Origin of the sequence: Cohnella hongkongensis, from assembly GCF_042654645.1 — a bacterium.
Classification (GTDB): Bacteria; Bacillota; Bacilli; order Paenibacillales; family Paenibacillaceae; genus Cohnella; species Cohnella hongkongensis.
Genome location: NZ_JBHSEP010000015.1, coordinates 51,138 through 70,659 on the forward strand (window position 1 = coordinate 51,138; position 19,522 = coordinate 70,659).

Consider the following 19,522-nt stretch of genomic DNA (forward strand, 5'->3'; position numbering starts at 1 on the left):
TTTGACATCATAGAATACGCTCATTCTCAAGCTTTCATTCTTGCTGTTAGGAGAAATTTGGTGAGATGCCCGTCACTCTTAGAAGCCATTGTGTTTCGTAAGAGTTGGGGTCAGTAAGATATCCGCTGATCGTAAAATGATACCCTTTGATCCAGTCATCCGGTATTTCAGGGTTTCCCGGCCGCATATCCAGTTCTTCAATAGCTTCTTTTACGGCTTCGGGCGAATCAATATGAATATCTGAAATAGGATACTGGCCTTTCCTTAGTAAATTGTTGGCGTCCGTTCTCACATTTTGTGGAATCACTTTTCCATTGTCGATCTTTATGGACATGGAAAAATTCCCTTTTCTCACTGCCAAAGCTAAGATTCCATGTGTTTCTTTTCCGTCAACACAATCGTTTATTCCTGGGGGACTATGGAATGGTTGAAAGGTAACGTGAAAGTGTCGATTTCCGGCAAACTGAATGAGCAGGACATTATACGCATAGCTGAATCGTTACAATAAACAGAAGCGAACGGAGAGGGGAACCTTTCGCTTCTGTTTTCGTATCACGGAACAAGATAGTTATTGGAGTAGCGATAACCATCTTCGGTAGTTGACCCTTCTTCAATCCAATGGTAAGACTTTGTGCGATAGTAATACCCGGACTCCACCTCTAAATTACTATTAGATGAATAGATGTACGCCGAATCAGTGTCAGTTACACTTCCTCCGAAAAAGACATCAATCCATGCGCTGCCCGTCCAGCGCTGCAAGGTGAGCATTACGCCGATTTCATCAACCCGGATCGTTCCCAGGGTATCCCCCGCAATCCTCACTTTGTTGTCGCCATCACTAAATATGTACGGCCGGCCATTTTCCAAATAGAGATAATCCGGATCGAACACCGTCAAAATCGAAAAATCGTTCGGGGGCGGCGCGGTTTTAGCCAGTGGTGTTCCCTGATCCGCTTGAGCAAAGGCGGCAGGCATCATCAGCGCCAGAATCAACGTCACAAGCAGAAAGCGAAATACAACTAACTTTTTCACAATTAGTGAACCCTCCTTCAAATTAGCCTCCATCTATATAACGACCGTTTCCTTAATTTCCTGACGGGTTCCTCTGAAAAGAGTCTTGATCTCTACGTCTTGGCAGTACCAGATTCCGATGACATTCCCAAAATAAAAAAGCCGGGGACCCCCGACTCCACAATGAAAAGCTTGCTGATTTATGAGGAAAAGTTTCTTTGGCGGATTTGCTACACAATCGCAGTCACCAGAAAAAGAACCGGGGAAACGACAAACAATTTTGCAAAGCCATTACCCGCATGAAAAACATACACACCTGGAAGCGAAGTTATTAAAGCAATATACATCCATACCGCTTTATTCCGAATAGCTCCCATGAATACGAATCTCCCAATTTTTTATTCGTTTACAAATACGCGAGAATGGAGTAGTGCGTTTGCCTCGCCATAGGCATCGTAAAAAGCATCGTAGGTGAAATCCCCAAATTCTCTGCGTATACATCAACGTATTGATATACATCTGTCCGCTTGTCATTATCCAATAAATCACAATTGTGGAATTATCCGTGCACGCCATGTAAAGAAGCTGAACTTATCCAGTCGCATTTTGGAATGGCCAATTGTTTTCCCCCTGTTGCATACAGCGGCCCGTTGTACATCGCGATTCCAAGAAGACGCGTTGCATTGTTTTGTTACTGTGAAAAAGATGCCATTAACATTATAGCACGAGGAATCAGGGATAGCTCCGGTGATGGATCGAATCACAAATATCTTCCTAATCGGTTTCAATTATTCAGAGATGTATTCACGGCGAAATTGTTGCCACTACGAAATACCTCTTTGTCTTGCATGTCCATGTATTTGTCTACCCATTTCTATATGACAATTGAGAAACGAAAGATACTTGTATGCATCCATCACATCATGATTGTTGCAAGAAACTGACCATAATAATAAAAGACGATGATTCCCCAAAAAATCTAACGATTTTTTTGAAAAAAAGAAATTGAACAAACCCTTTTGTTTCATATCTACAACAGATATTTCTCCAAAGTGAGAAATATCGAAAAACCATGGATGCGCGGCGAAAGCTCATTACTGCGCATCCTTGCAGTGCTTAAAACGAGATTATTTCATTTCCAAAATCCGTTCTAATTGCCGGAGCCCTCTTTCAATCGATTTACGAACGGTACTTTCATCAATCTGCTCCGACCGCGCTATCGCAACTTTGCTCATGCCCAACATATAATGCGCATAAATGCGTTGAACCCATTTGCTCGGCAATTGGCACAAGGCTTTGTATAACTCTTCACTGGAAGCCTTTTGCAGCAGCAGTTCTTCCGGGGAAGCCGGACTGAGCAAGGCTTCTTGCTCAATTCCATCTTCCCGATCCAGGGAGAAATACGCTCGATTTCGATATCTCCTTAAAATGTACGCGCTTTCATCCAAGTCAAACTGTCGCAGCTCGCGAGCCATCTCTTCTTCAACCTCCACCCAAATATCGGTTTGGTAGAAGGGATAGATTTCACGCAGGTTGATTTTTACCTTCATTTTGTTCGCCTCCGGTTTGGTTTTTTCGCAAAACCAAACCGGAGGCGGGGAGCGGCAACCCCTGCTGCCTGGCCATCGCTTCCTTCGATGTTCTGGCAGACAAAAAGAACCTCTCGCTTGAGAGGTTCCGGCTAACACATATTTCATTCCGCGTATAGCCGATTGTCGCGGGAAAGCAAACTTCCCACTACCAGAAGCAAGACAGGGGGAAGAAATCACGCTATCGTACATTCGAGGACATCGCATATCTATCAGCTCCTGCCCGCAAGGCAGCACCGCTGTGATTGCTTGTCTCAAGTTGTCCTGGCGCTAGCCGGAATGCAAATGATGGATGTTCAAAACCTCCAGCCTGCTCTACTCCAACTGAATAAGTTAGTCCAAAAGAACCATTGGTCGAAGATTTAAAATTAGGGTAAAATTCCCTTATACAACATGTCGCTATCTAGTCGTAAAATCACATATTGCATCAAAAAAACGTCAATTCATGACAAAACGACCGGGATTCGATACCATTTCCCGGGAGAATCTGCTCGTCGAAAGCCATCCGTTGCGGGATAAGCAATGCCTTTGGAACCAGTTGAATGATGGAGGGGATGGTTGAAGATGCAACAGCGGGAAGACTCTCTGTGTCTGCTTGCTGCTTGTATACATAGCTGTTCATAAAAGGGGGGGATTAACAAAAGCAGCCTACGATCACGTTGCCCAGCCGCTCCGTTCCATTCATCGTTGTCTGTGTACCTGAAATTAGAAGGAGGGCGCGATTTTGATGAATCTCGGGAGTCATGAAACGTTTTTTGTGGATGTGTTTCGCAGGTATTTCACCCGCATTTTGAACTACTGCAAGAGGTTAACACGGGGGCAGCCGTCGAGATGGCCGAGGAATGTGCGCAAAACACCTTTGTGCAGGTTCAAGTAAATATCGCGACCTTGCAAGCTCATCCCAATCTTGCGGGCTGGCTGTACAAGACCGCACGGAATCAAGTGAACACTCTGTTCCGAAAGCTTTATCGACGACGAAAATACGAAATTCCGATCAGCGATAGCATCGCCAATCAATTAACCGCCAACAGCTTTGAATTGTACGAAGTTTTAATCGCCACCTTGAACATGGACAGCCTAGCTCAGCATGTCTTACAGAAGCTCAGTCGCGTGGAAACAGAATTGTATGTCGATTACTTCAAGGAACGCCTCTCCGTACACGCGCTCAGCCAGAAATACAGCCTGTCGAAAACGGCTGTTACGACGCGCATCTATCGCTTGCGAAAAAAGATCAAGCTCACGATTCGCCAAGCTCTGTTTGGTTAAGCGCATGAATACTTGATTGAACAATATCAGGGGAGGAGCCTCGGCTGAGTGCCGAGTTCCTCCCCTTTGCGATTTCATCCTGCCTCGTATAATCCATTATCCCCTAAAACTATAATTTGTGTTTACAACTATAGTCTTAAGACTCTCCACCCCTCTTGAAGTGTAGTCTACACTTTTAATAGAGAGGTTGTGGTATGGTATGGCTACGTTTGCGCAAATTGTAGGGGCCAGAATTCGCCTGCATCGAATGGCTCATCATTTGACACAAGAGCAGTTAGGCGAGCGCATTGGCATGGCTGGCAGCTACCTTGCCCAAGTGGAACGCGGCGAAATCAATGTCAAACTGAATACGATTGAAAAAATTGCTTCCGGTTTACATATGTCTGTCCATGACCTGTTTGGCGACCAAGCAGGCAGCCTGCAAGAGAATCCTTGGATATGGGAGAGTGTGCTGCTGCTCTTGCAGCAGGACGAAGCCCGACAGCGCCAAGCTCACCGTATTTTGAAGGCGCTGTTGACCGAGGGAGACAGCGATTAATCGTGTGAGCTAAAGGAGCAGCATCTATCTTGCCGCTCCTTTGGCTTGCCTATTCGCCCGGCTTCGTGGTCATCAATTTATACAGCATCGTGTCCCGCGGGAACTGATCGGCGAAAGGAACCAACGAACTCCCGATCTTCATCAGCCCGTTCCCGGCGTCCACATTGGTGATGTAGGAGAGCTGCAAATCCGAAATGTTCAGCAGTTCCGAAAGCTCCTTGCGATCTGTACTGGACTGATTCAGCATGACGATAAATTCGCTGTTGGCCAGCATCGTTCGGGCAGTATGACTTTGCAGCAAATCATCCACATTTTGCGTAATTCCCGTGCAAAAAGCGCCATACTTTCGGACACGCTTCCACAAAGCGTACAGAAAGTTGGCGCTGTATTCGTGTTGGAACAATAAATAAATTTCGTCAATGAAGATGTAAGTGTTTTTGCCCTTTACCCTGTTTTGCGTGATGCGGTTGAGAATACTATCCAGCACAACCAGCATCCCAATCGGAAGCAATTGCTTGCCCAAATCCAGAATGTCGTAGCTGATCAGCCGGTTATTCACGTTGACGTTTGTCGGTTGGGCAAACGTGTTCAAGCTGCCGGACGTAAACAGCTCAATTGCCAGCGCAATGTCCTGCGCTTCCGGTTCTGCCTGCTTCAGCAACTCCGCATGGAAGTCTCGCAGCGTCGGCGGCTCCCCTTTATACTGGCTCTGCAAGAAGTTTCGATAGACGCTGGCGGTGCAACGATCGATCAGCGACTTTTCTTTCGCCCCCAATGGATAGCCGCCCATCAACTGCTCACACAGCGACAACACAAACTCAGATTTCAGAATGACCGGATTGGCTCCATCGCCATACTGCCGATTCATATCCATCGCATTAATATGGTTGGGCGAAGTGGCCGAGATATGAATCGTCTCGCCGCCAAGTGCCTTCACTAAGGCGGAATACTCCCGTTCCGGGTCAATAAGGATCACATCATCGTCGCTCGCTAGCACCTGATTCACAATTTCGCGTTTCGCCGTGAAGCTCTTACCAGAGCCAGGCACACCCAAAATAAAGCTGTTTCCATTCAGCAATTGCTTACGGCTGGCAAAAATCATGTTTTTGCTGATGACGTTCTGCCCTTGGTAAACGCCGCCGGGATGCATGACCTCCTGGGCTCGAAACGGGATAAAGACCGCCGTGCTTTCGGTCGTCAGTGTTCGCAACGCATGCACCTTGCGAAGCCCATACGGCAAAACCGTATTCAGGCCGTCCATCTGCTGGAAGGTCAGCGGGGCAAGCTGGCACAGATGCTTGCGGGCTGTCGTCAGCAGGGCTTCGGTGTCCTGGTCAAGCTGCTCCTTGCTCTCCGCCATATGCACCATCGTGAGCAGCCCGAACATCATCCGCTGATCCCGCGTCGTCAGATCGTCCAGAAACTCCTTGCTTTCCTTGCGCTGCTGCTCCATGTTATAAGGAATGACCGCTGAAAAGTTGTTGTTTTTGTTCTGCCGGCGCTGCCAGTTCGTAATGTTGGTTTCCACACCGAGCAGCCGATTTTCCACCTCACGCACCGCTTCATCGGTCGGGATCGGGATGACATCGAGCGACAGCAGCAGGTTTCGGTTCAGGTCGCACAGCTCGGCAACCATGCTATCCTTGATGTAGCTGGCATATTCACGCAGGAAGATCACGCGGCCATAGTAATGCCCCATCCGAAAATGATCCCTCTCAAACTCCAGCGTATCCGGACAGATATAGTCTTTAAAATCATGGCCCTTGCGCATCGTTTCCGACAAATCGAAGCGAAAGTCGGCTTCCTCCCCAATGCGATAAAAATCATGCAGCCTGCGCAACCGATCTGTCGCGTTCAATTCGACACATTTGGAGCCAAGGCGGGCAAAGTGCCCGGCCAGATCGGCACCGATTCGAGCAAAATACTGCCGTGCTTCCTCAATGTTCTTTTTTACAACGGATACGGTGATATATTTTTCCTGATACGTATCATTAGCGCCGGTGGCTTTATCAAGCAGCATGCGATTGTACTCTTCACGATACTTGTCCAACCCATCGTCTCGCAACGGAATCAGGATAGAGTCGGCCAAATCCGCTCGATTCAATCGCCGGTTGTTGATCGTTATTTTCGTCGTTGCTCCGCTGTCCAGAGAGTTCAGCAACTCTCCGTATGCGAGAAACATCGCTTCTTTATCTTCGCGGGAGGCTACGGCATAATTGATATCCTCGAAGCGAAACGATTTAGAAAACTTGTTGCCAACAAAAAAAATCCCGTCCTGCCAAATGGCTCGAATCGGGATCGCTTGCTGAACGCCTTTGGGAACGATAAACCGCTCCTTGTCTTGGCTGAGGATACGCTTGAGCGATTTAATCATCACAGCTCCTCCAAACCGCGCTGCCGCAGCTTCCCCCGCAGCGCTTCAACATAATGGTTGGTCGAATGGAAGACGAGCCGCTTCGGCATCAGAAACTCCGACTTGATATACGCCCATAGCAACTGCTCTGCGGTCATGCCATGATACTGGATGAAGCCGAGCGCGGCGCAGGGAGCAGCCCCCAGGATGCACATCCAGCTTACCGTCTCGATGCCAAAATGATTACGCAAGCCAAAGTACAGGCCAATCGCCGCACCAATGGCCAGAACAGAAAAAAAGAACTGCCGCAAGGACAGTCCAAAGAATAAGCTTTCCGTATACGCCCGGATCTCCCGGTTAATTTTGATTTCCATATGCACCCTCCCAATGGTTTACCAATCCAGGGGTTCCGCCTCATCCTGCCAGATCGGGGGAGACAGCAGCGCAACAGCGAGTTGAATGCCATCCTGCATGCCTCTCAAGTACAGCTTTTCATTCATCATGGCTAGCAGCAAGCCATGCCGATCCTCCCATTCCGAAAAGGCCGGTGATTGCTTCAGGTCTATCCCGTCAAACAACGCCTGAAAGGCTTTCTCTTCCTCCCTCCGTATTTGCTCCAGATCGGGATGATAGGCTACCTTCGCCGCCACCTTGTCCAATCTCTTTTGAATGATTTGCCTGAACCATGATGGAAACTCCATACCCACTCCCCCTCGCCTTCTTCTACTACCGTTCCTGCTGCTTCTGTACACGCTTCCTGCGTTGAGAACGAACCACGAGCTGATCGACTTTCTGACTGAGTTCCTGTATTTCACGATTGTCAGCTAACGAAATGGATTGTTTCATAAGACGTAATCCCAATTCGTTCATGCGTTTCCGTTCTTCTTCCAGCTCTCGCTCCAACTCTTTCATCGATTATCCTCCCGTCTGAGAGCCGATCCGGATCAGCAGTACAATCATCTTTATAGGATACATAAATGGTACTTACGAATCACTAATAAGTCAAACATATAATAAAACGAAACCAATTATACATTTAGAGTATAGTAAGAGGAGGAACAAGGTGGAGTGGGCCATTATTTTTTCAACTTGAATCGTTCTATAAACCCATCATCTCTCGAACTACGCGGTCTGCCATTTTGACGACGCCGACCAGTACCAGCATGTTAAAGATCAGCTCGCCAATGTAGGTCCAAATCATCGTCACGGCTCCCGTTCCATCCGCAACGGCTGGCGGCGCTTCGGCAAAGGCTGCATAAATGATGCAGGCCAGCACGATGATGGCGCCCTCCAGGCATGCCGCCGCATATCCCTTGAGAAAGGAGGTGCCGATGCTTTGGCTTGGCTCACCGGCATAGGCCGACAACGGAACCGGTGCAATCGCGGTGTACAAATAGATACGGAAAAAACGGCCATAGACCGACAGAATCATAATGAACGACAGCACGGTAATAAACAGGCTGCCGAGCAAGGAGACGATCCAGAGCGGAATGCTCTCCCAAAACCCGACATCCTCAATCGCTTGAGAAATTGTGCCCGGCAGGCTGATTCCTTCCATTGCCCCAAAGCCGGAGTTCCCCATGATGGTCGATATGACGCCCTGCACAATGGTGAACAGCCCCATCATCAGTTCCAGCCCATAAGTCACCACCGCCTTGGCGAGAATAAAGCGAATAAACAGCTTGACGGCCAATTCGGGCCGCTTGATCTCGGCAAAATTGCCCGCCGTCTTCATCACGCCGACCACGAAGAACAGCACCAGCAGCGCAAGCCCGGTCGCCTGCAGCGCACCGTGAATATCCGTGACCACCTGCCAGATCGCGCCACCCTTAAACTCGGCTGGCGACTGCGTGACAAGCTGCCAAATCTCGTTCATTTTGTCATTCCAGGTGTTCAGCGCGTTCTCCAGATTTTCTTCGATCCAACTGTTTTTCGACATGCCCTCACCCTTTAGTCCAGAAGGGGAGTAGCGAGCGCTCCCCTCCGGCGTGATCGGTTATCCCGCGATTAAAGCTAGAATTTCCTTCGTAAACGTAATGATAATTCCGCCCGCCAAGGTTAAAAATCCGTTGGCTCGTTGGGACGGGTCATGCGACTTGAGCGACAAGCCGATCTGAACGATGCCAAAGCCCAAAATAATCATGCCTACCGCCCGGATCAGACCAAAAATGAAATTGGAGAAGTTATTGACCGTCTCCATCGGATCGCCTGCGGCATAGGCCGTCGAAGCCCAAAGCGTTCCGAGTGCAAGCATCATGCCGAGCGTCAACAACCCTTGCGTTTTACGCTTCAATGCCGATCATCTCCTTGTAAAATCAACTCTTCCAGCTCGCCCTCTGACAGCAATTCATAGTCGCCTTGCTCATGCAGCACCACCGTTGTCCAGTTCAGCGCATGCTCTGTGCTTCCGTGCTGATAGGCTTCTCCGCTGCCATCCAGCGTCAGCGGCACGTTGGGATGCCGAAGCACGTCATACTTCTCATCCATCACCGGCCGTTCGCCGCGGATAAACAAAATCGCATAACGGTTGTCCAACAGCCGAACCTCATCCGGTGTCAGTAGCTCCCGACCTGTCTGCTGATAGTTAATTGAATAGCTCCCGTTACGTCCTTTGCTCAGTCCATACGTATTTGTATCGAGCGTCTCCTTACCGAGCAGTTCCGACACATACTTGTGGGTAGACTGCTCATTGCCGCCGAGATAGAGGAACAGGTCGCAGTTGCCGACAATGGATTCCCATTCATCCTTATAGAGCGCCTTGAGCTGCGCCAAATTTTGCAGGATGATGGACACCGATATTTCCCGGCTGCGCATCGTCGAAAGCAGCTTGTCAAACTCTGTTGGCAAAGCGACGTTCGCAAATTCATCCATCACAAAATGGACATGAACCGGCAAGCGCCCCCCATGCCGGTAGTCAGCTTCGTACATCAGTGTCTGGAACAACTGAGTATACAGCATGCCGACGATAAAGTTGAAGCTGCTGTCGTTGTCGGGAATGACAGCGAAGAGCGCCGTCTTTTTCGTACCCATGACGGACAAGTCCAGTTCATCCACCACGCTCATGCCTGCGATGGTCGGCAGATTGAATTTTTCCAATCGCACTCCGAGACCGATCAGGATGGACTTGGCCGTCTTGCCTGCAGCCAGCTTAAAAATGTTGTACTGCCTGACCGCCAAATGATCAGGCTCGCGCATGGCCAGTCGCTCGAACAGTTCATCTAATGGGCTTTGATATGTTTCGTCTTCTTCGCGAACCTCCGCCGCCGCGATCATCTCCATCACCATTGGGAAATTCTGCTCCTCTGGCGGCGCTTCATAGAGCAGGTACAGCACAAGCGCCTCCAGCAACGCCGTTTCGGATCGCTCCCAAAACGGATCGTTCGTATTGCTACCCTTCGGCGTTGTATTGCGAATGAGATTGGTCACCAATTTGAGTACGTCCTTGTCGTCACGCAAGTAGGCAAACGCATTGTAGCCGTGCGACAGATGCGGATTGATGAGATCCAGCACCTTGATGTCGTACCCTTCTGCCCGGAGCAAACCGCCGGTATCCCGCAAAATCTCGCCCTTCGGATCGAGAACGACAAGGGAAGTATGGCCTTGCATAACATTGGGCTTGGCATAAAAGCGTGTTTTCCCGGCTCCCGACCCGCCGACCACCAACACATTCAAATTCCGCCGATGCTTACGGCCGTCAAGGCCAATCCGAACACGCTGCGTCAGGATTTTGTTCCGCTCCGACTGCTTACTTCGGTATTTGACGTTGAGCTGCTTCGCCTTTCCCCAACGGGCGCTGCCGTGTTCTTCGCGCCTGCGATAATTGCGCAGCGAGGACAGATACACGCCGATACAGACGGCATACGCCAACGTAAAGAGCAGCAGACTACGTGGCGTATCGTCTACCCAGCGGATATGGAAGGGATGCTCCATGACCGCGCTGAGCTGCAATAACAGGGCAGGCAAGCCGTCCGATAGGGCAGGGGCGGCATGTAACGCCAGCCAGATGACCGGAAATAAAAAAACCGCAACGAGTATAAGTTGACTCGTTACGGATTTAGCGCGCCGCATGCTGGCTCCGATGCTTCGTTTTCCGATAGGGGGCATCAATGGCTTTCAGCAACAGGTCATCCACAGCATCTGTCGGCCGCCGCTCCCCGATCAATCCATTGCGTAGGGTATTCAGGGCGTTGATAACAATGCCATGCTCATAATGATCCAAGCTCAGAATACGTTCGTCCTCTTTCATCGGCCATCCTCCCACGTCATCGAATTGGTCATTTGTCAGGCATTACGTTAACGAGCCGTATCGCTGCGACTCGGCTGCTGCTGCCGTAGTTGGCTCAGCATGTGATACATCCGGCTATTCATCGTGTGGGCCGTGTCCCGGATAACGGCTAACTCCGCACGTATCTTTTGAGGCTCCAGCCCTTTCAACCTTTCGACCGCCCGGTTAAAGCGGAAGCCCGCTGTCTCCACGCCGAACTGCTTGCTCAGCATATAGGCCACGCTGTACGCTTGAACCTGGTTATCCGAGCGGCTGTAGTCGGCCTTGCCCTGATCCATTTCCGCATGCGCCAGCTCCTGTGCTAGCGAACGAAAAATATCACCGGCCGACAGCCCGCGGCGTATGACAATCTGGCGGACATCCGGCTGATAGAGAGCATGCATGTCCGCTGGCAAGGCGTCGCCCATCTGAATCGGAACCGGAGAACGATGCATGAGCACCTTGATGCGGGTGCGTTCATCCGGCAGGGGCTGCAGTACCGGCTTCTCACCAATCACCTGGGCAACATCAAACATTTTTTTCGGGTTGTAGCTGACCGCTGTGCTGCCATCCTCGCGTTTGTACGTCTCGCCGGGCTCCAGAATGTAAAAGCCGGTTTCTTTGCGGCGAATGTGGAAGCCCATTGCCTTCCAGCCCTCAAAATCGGCAATCCGCGTTGCCTCCGGCCGCTGTGCCATAATGAGCAGCGCGTTGGATACACTGTACCGACCAAAGCGGCTTTGCACATCCAAATACTGTTGAAGCTGTTCTCCGGTTTGTGCGACCGCAGCCGTAGTGGCATCAATAGTTTCATACGTCCATTGGCGCAGCTCCTGCTTTTTCTGCACCCAAGCTTCCTTGTCGAAGGGCTGGTTTTGCGAAGCGGCCGTCACCGGTGGCGCTTCCTGACGGAACAAATCATCCCACTGGCTCATTTGGCTTTCCCCCTCTTACGAGCGCTGCGTTTCGGCGTCTCGACCGGAGCGTTCACGGCAACAGGAGCCTTGCCCCGATCCTTCCGCTTCGGCAAGCCCGGCTCCCGTTCTTGCTGCTGCTCTTGCCGCCGCTTCTCGGCAGCGCGGTTCTCTTCGCGAATTTCGCGCAGCAATTGCCGCACAGACACCTTCGGCTTCGGCTGTTCACGGATCGTGTCGGATGCCTCGTTGTGCGCGGAGGTAGGCTCGGACGGAGAGAGGGGTTCCACTTGGTTCTGGCTCTCGGCTTGGCGGGGCAGGGGGAGGCGTTCCGGCTCCTCCGCTTCGGCCAGCGGTTCCCCCTCGTGCACCGGCTGCTCGCCTTCCGGCACCTCGTTTTCCGGCTCCACCCCCTCCGGCGGCTCCGGCTTTCCCAGCAGCTCATCCAAAAACTCCTCGCTGATTGCCGGTGAGGAAGCTTCCTGCTCCTTGGTTACCGGCTCGTGTTCCTCCGTTGTCGCGGCTTCCATCGCTCGTTCGGCTTCCAGGCTTTCCGGCAGCTTTTCCTGACGGGCTTGTTCAATTTCCTGCTTGATGCTGGCCGTATCCACAGTGGCCAACTGGAAGCGTTCCACGATCCGATTGATTTTGGAGGCGTCCTCAGCGCGCACCATCACATCGCACAGGCCGTCCACATTCTTTTTGTCCCGCAACGCGCAGTTCAGGACGCCATAGCGCTTCGCTTCCTTGCAAAAGGTAGGCAAGTCCTCATTGCGCACGGCGAATACCTTCAATTCCTTCCCGCTGCGGAGCAAGTTTTCCAACCGCGTGCGGCCCCTTGTCTGTTTTTGCCCTTGCAGTACAGCGAACAAATAGACGGCGAGATGCTTGGCGCCTTCGCCGGATATTTTCGCCATCACTTCAATGCCGCGCAGACTCATGCTAACGACCTGATCGGCCGCCTCGTTTCCGCTCATGGGCTTCTACCTCCTTGCGACTGGATTTTTCTTCACAATGTTGCAGCTTGTCCTTGATCGTATCGGAGCGTGCCAAAATGCCCGCGCAAAGCCTCACCTCCTTTCGAAGCTGCGCCAGTTGGCGGGAATACGCGGCTATCTTCTCGCGGTATGCCGCAATCTGCTCGGGTTGTCGGCAACGACGAAGCTTATTGTAGATGACCTTGCGGACGCTGGAGATTTGATGGACGTCGGCTGCCAACTGTTGCTGATAGTCCGTCAATTGCTCCCGGTTGGAAATTCCCTGTCGGCAAAGCAGCTTGGTCTGTTCGATGATACGCGACAAGTGATGCAGGTCTTCCCGCAACAAAAAAAACGTCCGCCTTGGGGACGAACGATAGCGGGGCAAAATGCCCAAGACGTATAGATAACGAACGTACAACGCTTGAAGGCCGGACAGCTTGCGACGCTTGGCCGGGTGCTTCCCCAGAACCAACACGGCGCGCTTTCGCCGCGGAAGCGGCAAGCGCTTCGACAAGGTACTATCCAGAATACGTTGCTTGATCACTTCCTCGGAGTAGGCCACGCCTAAACTGCGCAATCGGACAAATCTTGTTTTGCCCGGCGGACGGACGGCCAAATGCTTGACATGGGCCTTGATGTCGTAGCCCTTTGCTTGTAAAGCCGCATAGAATTGGCTCATCGTTCTTGCCGCAGCAATAGCGGCATCCACGTCCTCACGAATGACGCCGCGCCATGTCGGCTTGCTTTCCTGATCGGCTCGCCATTCCCCGTACTGCTTAGCCTCCCCGCGCTCCGGTTGCTCAATGACGGATAGGGCATGTTCCCGGCATAGCTGGTCGGAGGTTTGCCGCATCCGCGCATAGGATGCCTTATTGTCGTAGTAGCGCTTGCCATCCATGAAGGAGACGGAATTGAGGACGAAGTGATTATGCAAATGATCCTTGTCCAGATGGGTGGCAACGACCACTTCAAACCGATCTCCCCAAAGCGCCTGAGCCAGCTTTACACCAATGGCATGCGCCTGCTCCGGTGTCGTCTCCCCCGGCGCAAAGGACTGATAGCCATGAAAAGCGACAATACCGCCCGTTTTCTGAAATTGCCGCTTGGTGCGTTGCATTTGTTCATGCGCGGTAATGGGATCACAGTTGATGCCCCGCACATAAAGCTGCCGCTCCGTTTTCGCATTCGAGCCGGTGTAGGCAAGCGTCTGTTGCAAACCATCCACTTCCATGCGCCCCTGATCCGTTTTTTCTGGATTGACAGCGTAGTTCAACACGCGCTTTAGACGGTCGCTCACATCCCATATCGCGGTCGTAGCCATGCCTTGTTCTCCTCACTTATAGAAGAGTTTGGCGCGGCTCCGGTGCAGTCACCGCTTCTTGTATCTGTTGAATAGCCCGCCGCAAATCCTCTGCTTCACGCTGGAACGAAGTGCGATCCAGATGACCGGTCACATGAGCCTTTGCTGCAAGCTGGTTCAGATTATTGCCGATGGCGTGAAGCTCACGCAGCATGGTGTAGTAATCTAAAGGCGGTAACGTTTTAGGGACATAGCCGTTAATCAGAGAGCGGAGATACGCTTCGCGTGACAGTCCCGACTGTTTCGCATGCTTTTGAAGCTTTCGATCTTCCTCCTGATTGACCCATACCTGAATGCGAATATTCCTTTTCCGCATATGTCGGCTCCTTTCTGAATGGAGTTGTCTCCGAAAAAAGGGGACATCATTATAAAAGACCGTACCTGATGAATCCACCCATTCGACAAACAAGCATGACGAGCGGTCAGGCGGGGGTATTAGGGGAGCAGCCCCTAACAAGCGAATTTGGGAGACCAAATTCAGTGCTTGCTGCAATTTAGGACAGCGTCCTAAATTGCCCTCAGAGCACCCGCCGGGAAAAAGAAGGGGGGCTGCGTGTCGAGTTCAAAGCATCTCATTCGCGTATGCTTCCTTACAAACAAAGGCAGTCCTGGACGGGTTCCCCTCGATCCATGACTGCCCATTGTACTCCTGTTCGCATGTAAAGGATACGCTTCATAATGCGCGGTCTACCTTGCAACTTCCCCGCTACGAGCATCAACCATACTTGGGCAATCAATCATGTGCATAAATTGATAGCTCCTCTTCTGTGAATGCCAGACGAGATAGGGTTTGGATATCACCGAGGCAGCGATTCGCTGAAATGCCTGTTCCTTATCCATTACATCCGGAGCTTCCTTGGGCAGGTGCCCTATCCTCATATCGCTGATGACGTTGAAGCTTTCCGAATCTACCATCACCTTGACTCGAAATGCGGCCGTATATCCTGCGTCGTAACGCTCCAGGATAGCCATGATTATCCCGCTCTTACGCAGGACGCGAGTTATCTTCCATTGCCCGGATTCTTCGGGATACATCCTGCTGCCCCACTCGCACACGGCCTCATAGATGCGTTCAAGCTCCTCCGAACGGATGGGAACAGCATCGGGATGCACGGCGTTCCAGTCAATCACACCATCATAGCGTTCACTTGACGATACATGCTGCATCACACGTTCCCCGATGCTGCTTGGTGGCTGAAACGGCTCCAAGTTCGTTTCCCTTGCCCCTGGCTTGTGCTCCCAAAGAAGCCGCCTGTCTAACGGAGGTTGTCCCAGAAATGGAGCATGCAGCTCATACGGCATCGTTTCGCCGGTGGCTGTATTCAGGAAAGTCTCGCCAACTCCATAGAACCAGGCAGGAAGCTCTCTGGACTCCGGAGCATAGATGAGTTCAAAGGCCGCCAGAGCAACCTCGCGTTCTTGTTCAGCGGACGGCGGCGATTGCGGCGAATTGTGTATCGTAATGTCTTGAGACATGTGAACGAAGTAATTGGAAAAGGCAACCACCTGTCCATTCCACGCCACCTTGACCTGAATCGGCATCGGAGGATAAAAGGGTATGCCATCCAGCGTCTGCCTGAACGAAAAGACAGCCGCTTCCTCCTTGTCATTCGCATGGACAAGCTCCAGATTGCCTGCCTCCTCCGTCAATCCGGCAAAGCGCTCCACCCATTGCAGAGCAAGGGCTTTGGCTTGCTGCTGCGTTATGCATGCCGTTCCTTGCATCATATTTGCATCCCCATACCGAACGATGTGGAAGGAGCGTAATGCGCGAGTGCGTCTATCCAGTTCCACCATGACAGCGCCGGGAGGATTCCTCTCATCCTCACCCTGCCCCGCTTCGGGAAACCATTCGAGTTCTATTCGATATTCTGTATGATTGATTGACGACAATTGCTGACGAATTCGTGATGCATGGCGATGCAGTCCAGTCAGCGCCAGTTCTTCCTCCCAATGCTGCCATAACCCTTCCATATCCAACTGTTCAATCGCCATTATTTCTCACCTCAACCTACGTAATAGCTGACTATCCGCTGCCTTTCATCCGAACACAGACTTTCCACTAGAACAAATGACGGAAATTAGTCTTCAACAACCGATCGCTCTCATCATGCAAGCCCAGCGCCTCTAATACATTTGCACATTGAGCAAGCACCTCCCGATTGTCGGGTATCTCGCGCAAGTGCTGCAGATGACGCACAGCCGCCAACCTAATCTCAGGGGATGGAGCTTCCAGCGCGTCCATCCAGTCGCTTACTTCTGTAATCGTCTCATACTGGCATGTGCTGTTGCATCCCTTTGGCACTACACCAACGGAGTCCGGCGTGTGAATGCACACTGCTGCTGCGCGTTGCTCCCTCACTTGATCCATATACACGCCCATATCCGGGATTTCTTGCAGTTCGAAGGTATCGCTTAGTCTGCTCCACACTGACTGCTGCTCTGCCGTCCTTGCTCCTTGTTCTCGACTTGCAACGTGCTGCCGGTAGGCCTCTGATGTCGCGAAGCCGTTATACAGCACATCACGATCCGTGTAGAGCACGTGCAGAAACTGCTCCAAATTGCGGGCAACCATCCAGATCACATTCACATCCATCGGAGAAACAACGGCGACCCAAGCCTCCTCTAGTCTGTCCGCCACGCCAAAATCGGTTACGAAGCAATAATGAATGCCATCTACGCCGGGAGCCGCAAATGGAATAAAGTCAGGCGGCGTGCAGTAATAGCGCATATCCTGTCTCAGTATACGAAGCCCCATTGCAGTTTCCATGGCTCCATCAAACTCCTGTTCCAGCTTATCCAGCCGTTTGATGATATCGGGAACACGATATCGTCCGTATTGTTCATATTTAACGGAAGGCAACCGCCATTCATGTTGCTCCAATGTAGAACACCTCCATATCGCTTTTACGAACCGTACAGCCAACAGCAATCTCCTATTCCTTATACCTGCCCCGTTGCTGCCCTTCCGCCTCACTTGAACAAGAATCTGTGCTTGTCGAAAAACTGATAGAAAGTCCTCATATTATCCAGCTCGTGCCATTCAGCGGTCCGTAACGAACTACTATCCAGATTATAGATTTTGGCCTGCAGAGTCCCCAACATAAACGGAGAGTGAGAAGCGATGATGAACTGACTATCCAACAATCGCGCAAATTCATTCATCTGCTCTGCCAGCCGGATTTGATTGGCCGGGGATAGCGAGGTTTCAGGCTCATCAAGCAAATACAGCTTGCCCGGCCGCAGATACTCCTCGAAATATTGCATGGACGTTTGCCCGTTGGAGTATTTCTCCTGCGCGAATTTAATGATGTCCATTCGTTTCTTGAACGCATAGGAATTCATGTACTGCTCGATTCGTTCTTGCGTCATTCCTTTTTTTTGCTGTTCGAACCGAGCATCCTCGCGTAGCACTGCCTCCTGCTGAATTTTCTTGATCTCATACAAAATATCCTCGGACTTGATGTAACGGCTCCCTTCCGGCAACTGACGAATTTCCTCCTCACGCTCATCGCTTCCCAGTTGATACCGACTCCCGTCAAGAAATCGCTGTACATACTTGTTATAACCCATGCTGCTCATTCTCTCAGCGCCGATCATCCCTAATTTGTTCGCGATCACATTCAGTAAGGTCGATTTTCCAGAGCCGTTATTGCCGTACAAAACCGTGATGCGATCCATGAACAGCGTTTCTCCAGCGATATGCTTAAAGACATGATCCGGATAAATGTTAGGATTACGATCTGTATAGGAGGAAAGTGTAAAGCTTCTCAGATAGATCATGGCGTAGACCTCCATCAGTACCTGCTTTCATCTATTGTAGCAGGAACAATGGCTGATGTCCGGTCTGAACAGCAGCAAACATTATCGTGATGGCCATTCACGCTGTTTTCTGCACGCCATTAAGTCCTCATTTACATCCTTTTGAACAGGTGGCTCATTCGCCAAGAGATAGCTCTGAGACAGTTGCTGCTCGATCATCTGTGCAGCCAACCGTCCCGGTTCATCATTGTCCAAATGCAACACCAGCCGCTTGACTTCCGGGTGTCGATCCAAATAGGCAAGAAGTGCAGCCGGAACCGCCGACTCAGCCTTATCCTCTGCGGGGCGGTGTATCCCCGCAAGCGACAACAGATGAACTTGCCGCCGGTTCTTTCCCCGCAGCATCAGCAATGTGCAATAGGATAGTAGATCAATCGCGCCTTCAAACAGATGCAGCTCCGTGCTGATCTGTTCTGCCGGAAGCGAAAAAGCATACCGCTTATCGCTGCCCGGCACTTCGCCCATGTAGCGCGTGCTCGTCGTTCCGCGAATCGCCGCATAGCGAGGTTCGCCTTGCCCGTCAAAGCCGACAAACACGGCATTGTGATAATCCCGACTTTCATACAAATGCCCCGATTCAAGACACTTCTCCAGCACCTCACGGGCAATGCCTCGTCCGCGCAAGTAAGCCATCACTCGGTTAGCATTTTCATAGGGTTCGGGAAGTGCGAAGGTGTCACCGTTGTTCCGCTCCGGGACGGCTAGCGTTGCCGAAGGCGGTACGGCATACTTGTTCAGATGCCGCACCGCCTCCGGCAAGGAAATTCCCCGCACCTTAATGAGATAATCAAGTGCCGAGCGTCCGCCAAACCCGCGCGACCACCAAAACCACTTGCCGTTGGATATTTTCAAGCTGCCATGACTGCGTGTCGCATAGGCATTTCGTGAGCATTTCACCAATTCATAAGGCTCGACATGCTGCAGATACGTCAGCAAGTCCCACTCTTTGGCACGCTCGATCTGCTCTTTGCTTACATAAGCCATCGACTCGCTCCTTTCGATCATCTTCATCCTGTTCAATTGTCCATGCACAAGCAGAGATGAACGCAAAAAAGCCTGTTACCGGTCGGCAACAGACTTGTCGGGTTCAGTATTTACGATTTCTGCGGCTATAGCGCCCCTATTTTTTTCAGGTATGCATAACAATCCGCATGACCTTGCCAATAAAGGGCCATACGTTCCATGCGTATCGTTTCATCCAGCGTCTTTTGAACCTCCAGCCAGGCTTGATAGTCCTGATCGCTCGGAAAAACACCGGCATCGCCATCCATCATGCCCTTGATAAACGGATGCTGCAATTGAATCTCAACCCTCCGCTGAACCCACATCATATAAGCTTCCTCATTGCGCAAACGCCGGGTGACTTCATTGTCCAGATCGTCAAAGACCTGCTCCAGTTGCTGCCAACATTCCTTTTCCATGCGC

At 51.2% G+C, this 19,522-nt stretch carries 23 protein-coding genes; 2 read left to right on the forward strand and 21 right to left on the reverse strand.

The genetic code is table 11. The features are described from left to right. Positions 1 to 46 precede the first annotated feature (46 nt). From ACFO3S_RS18695 to ACFO3S_RS18710, 4 genes are all read right to left on the reverse strand, one after another. Positions 47 to 334, reverse strand: a complete 288-nt coding sequence (locus ACFO3S_RS18695) for a hypothetical protein (protein WP_378099215.1) — start codon at positions 332 to 334, stop codon at positions 47 to 49. A 218-nt stretch (positions 335 to 552) separates the two neighbouring features. Further along, positions 553 to 1,032, reverse strand: a complete 480-nt coding sequence (locus ACFO3S_RS18700) for a hypothetical protein (RefSeq protein ID WP_378099217.1) — start codon at positions 1,030 to 1,032, stop codon at positions 553 to 555. A 209-nt stretch (positions 1,033 to 1,241) separates the two neighbouring features. Next, positions 1,242 to 1,388, reverse strand: coding sequence for a hypothetical protein (locus ACFO3S_RS18705; RefSeq protein ID WP_378099219.1), 147 nt, complete (start codon positions 1,386 to 1,388; stop codon positions 1,242 to 1,244). Positions 1,389 to 2,138: 750 nt separating this feature from the next. Next, the gene (locus ACFO3S_RS18710; protein ID WP_378099221.1) at positions 2,139 to 2,561 is read right to left on the reverse strand and encodes an RNA polymerase sigma factor; all 423 of its coding nucleotides are present in this window, start codon (positions 2,559 to 2,561) and stop codon (positions 2,139 to 2,141) included. Positions 2,562 to 3,431: 870 nt separating this feature from the next. Here ACFO3S_RS18710 and ACFO3S_RS18715 point away from each other — a divergent pair. Together ACFO3S_RS18715 and ACFO3S_RS18720 are read left to right on the forward strand one after the other, a co-directional pair. Further along, the gene (locus tag ACFO3S_RS18715; RefSeq protein ID WP_378099223.1) at positions 3,432 to 3,866 is read left to right on the forward strand and encodes an RNA polymerase sigma factor; all 435 of its coding nucleotides are present in this window, start codon (positions 3,432 to 3,434) and stop codon (positions 3,864 to 3,866) included. A gap of 199 nt (positions 3,867 to 4,065) precedes the next feature. Next, positions 4,066 to 4,404, forward strand: a complete 339-nt coding sequence (locus tag ACFO3S_RS18720) for a helix-turn-helix domain-containing protein (protein ID WP_378099228.1) — start codon at positions 4,066 to 4,068, stop codon at positions 4,402 to 4,404. A 49-nt stretch (positions 4,405 to 4,453) separates the two neighbouring features. Here ACFO3S_RS18720 and ACFO3S_RS18725 read toward each other — a convergent pair whose 3' ends face one another. From ACFO3S_RS18725 to ACFO3S_RS18805, 17 genes are all read right to left on the reverse strand, one after another. Next, on the reverse strand, positions 4,454 to 6,778 hold the full coding sequence (locus ACFO3S_RS18725) for a VirB4-like conjugal transfer ATPase, CD1110 family (RefSeq protein ID WP_378099230.1): 2,325 nt from the start codon (positions 6,776 to 6,778) through the stop codon (positions 4,454 to 4,456). Then, positions 6,778 to 7,131: a PrgI family protein gene (locus ACFO3S_RS18730; protein WP_378099232.1), complete on the reverse strand. Its 354-nt coding sequence runs from the start codon at positions 7,129 to 7,131 to the stop codon at positions 6,778 to 6,780. The genes ACFO3S_RS18725 and ACFO3S_RS18730 overlap by 1 nt, the downstream gene beginning before the upstream one ends. A gap of 18 nt (positions 7,132 to 7,149) precedes the next feature. Next, positions 7,150 to 7,458, reverse strand: a complete 309-nt coding sequence (locus ACFO3S_RS18735; protein WP_378099234.1) for a hypothetical protein — start codon at positions 7,456 to 7,458, stop codon at positions 7,150 to 7,152. A 25-nt stretch (positions 7,459 to 7,483) separates the two neighbouring features. Beyond that, positions 7,484 to 7,669, reverse strand: a complete 186-nt coding sequence (locus tag ACFO3S_RS18740) for an aspartyl-phosphate phosphatase Spo0E family protein (RefSeq protein ID WP_378099236.1) — start codon at positions 7,667 to 7,669, stop codon at positions 7,484 to 7,486. Between the two features lie 187 nt (positions 7,670 to 7,856). Then, a complete protein-coding gene (locus ACFO3S_RS18745; RefSeq protein ID WP_378099238.1) occupies positions 7,857 to 8,696 on the reverse strand; it encodes a VirB6/TrbL-like conjugal transfer protein, CD1112 family in 840 nt (279 codons plus the stop codon). 57 nt (positions 8,697 to 8,753) lie between these two features. After that, on the reverse strand, positions 8,754 to 9,050 hold the full coding sequence (locus tag ACFO3S_RS18750; RefSeq protein ID WP_465251407.1) for a glutamyl-tRNA amidotransferase: 297 nt from the start codon (positions 9,048 to 9,050) through the stop codon (positions 8,754 to 8,756). Further along, entirely contained in the window at positions 9,047 to 10,825 is a 1,779-nt protein-coding gene (locus tag ACFO3S_RS18755) for a VirD4-like conjugal transfer protein, CD1115 family (RefSeq protein ID WP_378099240.1), read from the reverse strand. Before ACFO3S_RS18755 ends, ACFO3S_RS18750 begins: the two co-directional genes overlap by 4 nt. After that, entirely contained in the window at positions 10,812 to 11,003 is a 192-nt protein-coding gene (locus ACFO3S_RS18760) for a hypothetical protein (protein WP_378099242.1), read from the reverse strand. Before ACFO3S_RS18760 ends, ACFO3S_RS18755 begins: the two co-directional genes overlap by 14 nt. Before the next feature lie 47 nt (positions 11,004 to 11,050). Then, complete coding sequence (locus ACFO3S_RS18765; RefSeq protein ID WP_378099244.1) at positions 11,051 to 11,956, reverse strand: ArdC-like ssDNA-binding domain-containing protein; 906 nt, start codon at positions 11,954 to 11,956, stop codon at positions 11,051 to 11,053. Beyond that, positions 11,953 to 12,912: a PcfB family protein gene (locus ACFO3S_RS18770; protein ID WP_378099246.1), complete on the reverse strand. Its 960-nt coding sequence runs from the start codon at positions 12,910 to 12,912 to the stop codon at positions 11,953 to 11,955. The genes ACFO3S_RS18765 and ACFO3S_RS18770 overlap by 4 nt, the downstream gene beginning before the upstream one ends. Further along, on the reverse strand, positions 12,878 to 14,236 hold the full coding sequence (locus ACFO3S_RS18775; protein WP_378099248.1) for a relaxase/mobilization nuclease domain-containing protein: 1,359 nt from the start codon (positions 14,234 to 14,236) through the stop codon (positions 12,878 to 12,880). The genes ACFO3S_RS18770 and ACFO3S_RS18775 overlap by 35 nt, the downstream gene beginning before the upstream one ends. Positions 14,237 to 14,252: 16 nt before the next feature. Next, complete coding sequence (locus tag ACFO3S_RS18780) at positions 14,253 to 14,591, reverse strand: plasmid mobilization protein (protein ID WP_378099250.1); 339 nt, start codon at positions 14,589 to 14,591, stop codon at positions 14,253 to 14,255. 371 nt (positions 14,592 to 14,962) lie between these two features. Further along, positions 14,963 to 16,270 (reverse strand): YcdB/YcdC domain-containing protein, encoded by a 1,308-nt coding sequence (locus ACFO3S_RS18785; protein ID WP_378099252.1) that lies wholly within the window; start codon positions 16,268 to 16,270, stop codon positions 14,963 to 14,965. Between the two features lie 67 nt (positions 16,271 to 16,337). Next, positions 16,338 to 17,159, reverse strand: a complete 822-nt coding sequence (locus ACFO3S_RS18790) for a hypothetical protein (RefSeq protein ID WP_378099254.1) — start codon at positions 17,157 to 17,159, stop codon at positions 16,338 to 16,340. 89 nt (positions 17,160 to 17,248) lie between these two features. Next, complete coding sequence (locus ACFO3S_RS18795) at positions 17,249 to 18,058, reverse strand: AAA family ATPase (protein ID WP_378099256.1); 810 nt, start codon at positions 18,056 to 18,058, stop codon at positions 17,249 to 17,251. An 81-nt stretch (positions 18,059 to 18,139) separates the two neighbouring features. Then, positions 18,140 to 19,081: a DUF3991 domain-containing protein gene (locus ACFO3S_RS18800; protein WP_378099258.1), complete on the reverse strand. Its 942-nt coding sequence runs from the start codon at positions 19,079 to 19,081 to the stop codon at positions 18,140 to 18,142. Positions 19,082 to 19,206: 125 nt separating this feature from the next. After that, the gene (locus ACFO3S_RS18805; RefSeq protein WP_071223608.1) at positions 19,207 to 19,518 is read right to left on the reverse strand and encodes a DUF6664 family protein; all 312 of its coding nucleotides are present in this window, start codon (positions 19,516 to 19,518) and stop codon (positions 19,207 to 19,209) included. Positions 19,519 to 19,522: the final 4 nt, after the last annotated feature.

Excerpts from the sequence above, each read along its gene's own strand:
- ACFO3S_RS18785 (WP_378099252.1), bottom strand. The coding sequence starts at position 16,270 with ATGGCGATTGAACAGTTGGATATGGAAGGGTTATGGCAGCATTGGGAG.
- ACFO3S_RS18705 (WP_378099219.1), bottom strand. The coding sequence starts at position 1,388 with ATGGGAGCTATTCGGAATAAAGCGGTATGGATGTATATTGCTTTAATA.
- ACFO3S_RS18755 (WP_378099240.1), bottom strand. The coding sequence starts at position 10,825 with ATGCGGCGCGCTAAATCCGTAACGAGTCAACTTATACTCGTTGCGGTT.
- ACFO3S_RS18735 (WP_378099234.1), bottom strand. The coding sequence starts at position 7,458 with ATGGAGTTTCCATCATGGTTCAGGCAAATCATTCAAAAGAGATTGGAC.
- ACFO3S_RS18795 (WP_378099256.1), bottom strand. The coding sequence starts at position 18,058 with ATGATCTATCTGAGAAGCTTTACACTTTCCTCCTATACAGATCGTAAT.
- ACFO3S_RS18730 (WP_378099232.1), bottom strand. The coding sequence starts at position 7,131 with ATGGAAATCAAAATTAACCGGGAGATCCGGGCGTATACGGAAAGCTTA.
- ACFO3S_RS18740 (WP_378099236.1), bottom strand. The coding sequence starts at position 7,669 with ATGAAAGAGTTGGAGCGAGAGCTGGAAGAAGAACGGAAACGCATGAAC.
- ACFO3S_RS18695 (WP_378099215.1), bottom strand. The coding sequence starts at position 334 with ATGTCCATAAAGATCGACAATGGAAAAGTGATTCCACAAAATGTGAGA.
- ACFO3S_RS18710 (WP_378099221.1), bottom strand. The coding sequence starts at position 2,561 with ATGAAGGTAAAAATCAACCTGCGTGAAATCTATCCCTTCTACCAAACC.
- ACFO3S_RS18765 (WP_378099244.1), bottom strand. The coding sequence starts at position 11,956 with ATGAGCCAGTGGGATGATTTGTTCCGTCAGGAAGCGCCACCGGTGACG.
- ACFO3S_RS18725 (WP_378099230.1), bottom strand. The coding sequence starts at position 6,778 with ATGATTAAATCGCTCAAGCGTATCCTCAGCCAAGACAAGGAGCGGTTT.
- ACFO3S_RS18805 (WP_071223608.1), bottom strand. The coding sequence starts at position 19,518 with ATGGAAAAGGAATGTTGGCAGCAACTGGAGCAGGTCTTTGACGATCTG.
- ACFO3S_RS18760 (WP_378099242.1), bottom strand. The coding sequence starts at position 11,003 with ATGAAAGAGGACGAACGTATTCTGAGCTTGGATCATTATGAGCATGGC.
- ACFO3S_RS18775 (WP_378099248.1), bottom strand. The coding sequence starts at position 14,236 with ATGGCTACGACCGCGATATGGGATGTGAGCGACCGTCTAAAGCGCGTG.
- ACFO3S_RS18745 (WP_378099238.1), bottom strand. The coding sequence starts at position 8,696 with ATGTCGAAAAACAGTTGGATCGAAGAAAATCTGGAGAACGCGCTGAAC.
- ACFO3S_RS18770 (WP_378099246.1), bottom strand. The coding sequence starts at position 12,912 with ATGAGCGGAAACGAGGCGGCCGATCAGGTCGTTAGCATGAGTCTGCGC.
- ACFO3S_RS18800 (WP_378099258.1), bottom strand. The coding sequence starts at position 19,081 with ATGGCTTATGTAAGCAAAGAGCAGATCGAGCGTGCCAAAGAGTGGGAC.
- ACFO3S_RS18720 (WP_378099228.1), top strand. The coding sequence starts at position 4,066 with ATGGCTACGTTTGCGCAAATTGTAGGGGCCAGAATTCGCCTGCATCGA.
- ACFO3S_RS18780 (WP_378099250.1), bottom strand. The coding sequence starts at position 14,591 with ATGCGGAAAAGGAATATTCGCATTCAGGTATGGGTCAATCAGGAGGAA.
- ACFO3S_RS18715 (WP_378099223.1), top strand. The coding sequence starts at position 3,432 with ATGGCCGAGGAATGTGCGCAAAACACCTTTGTGCAGGTTCAAGTAAAT.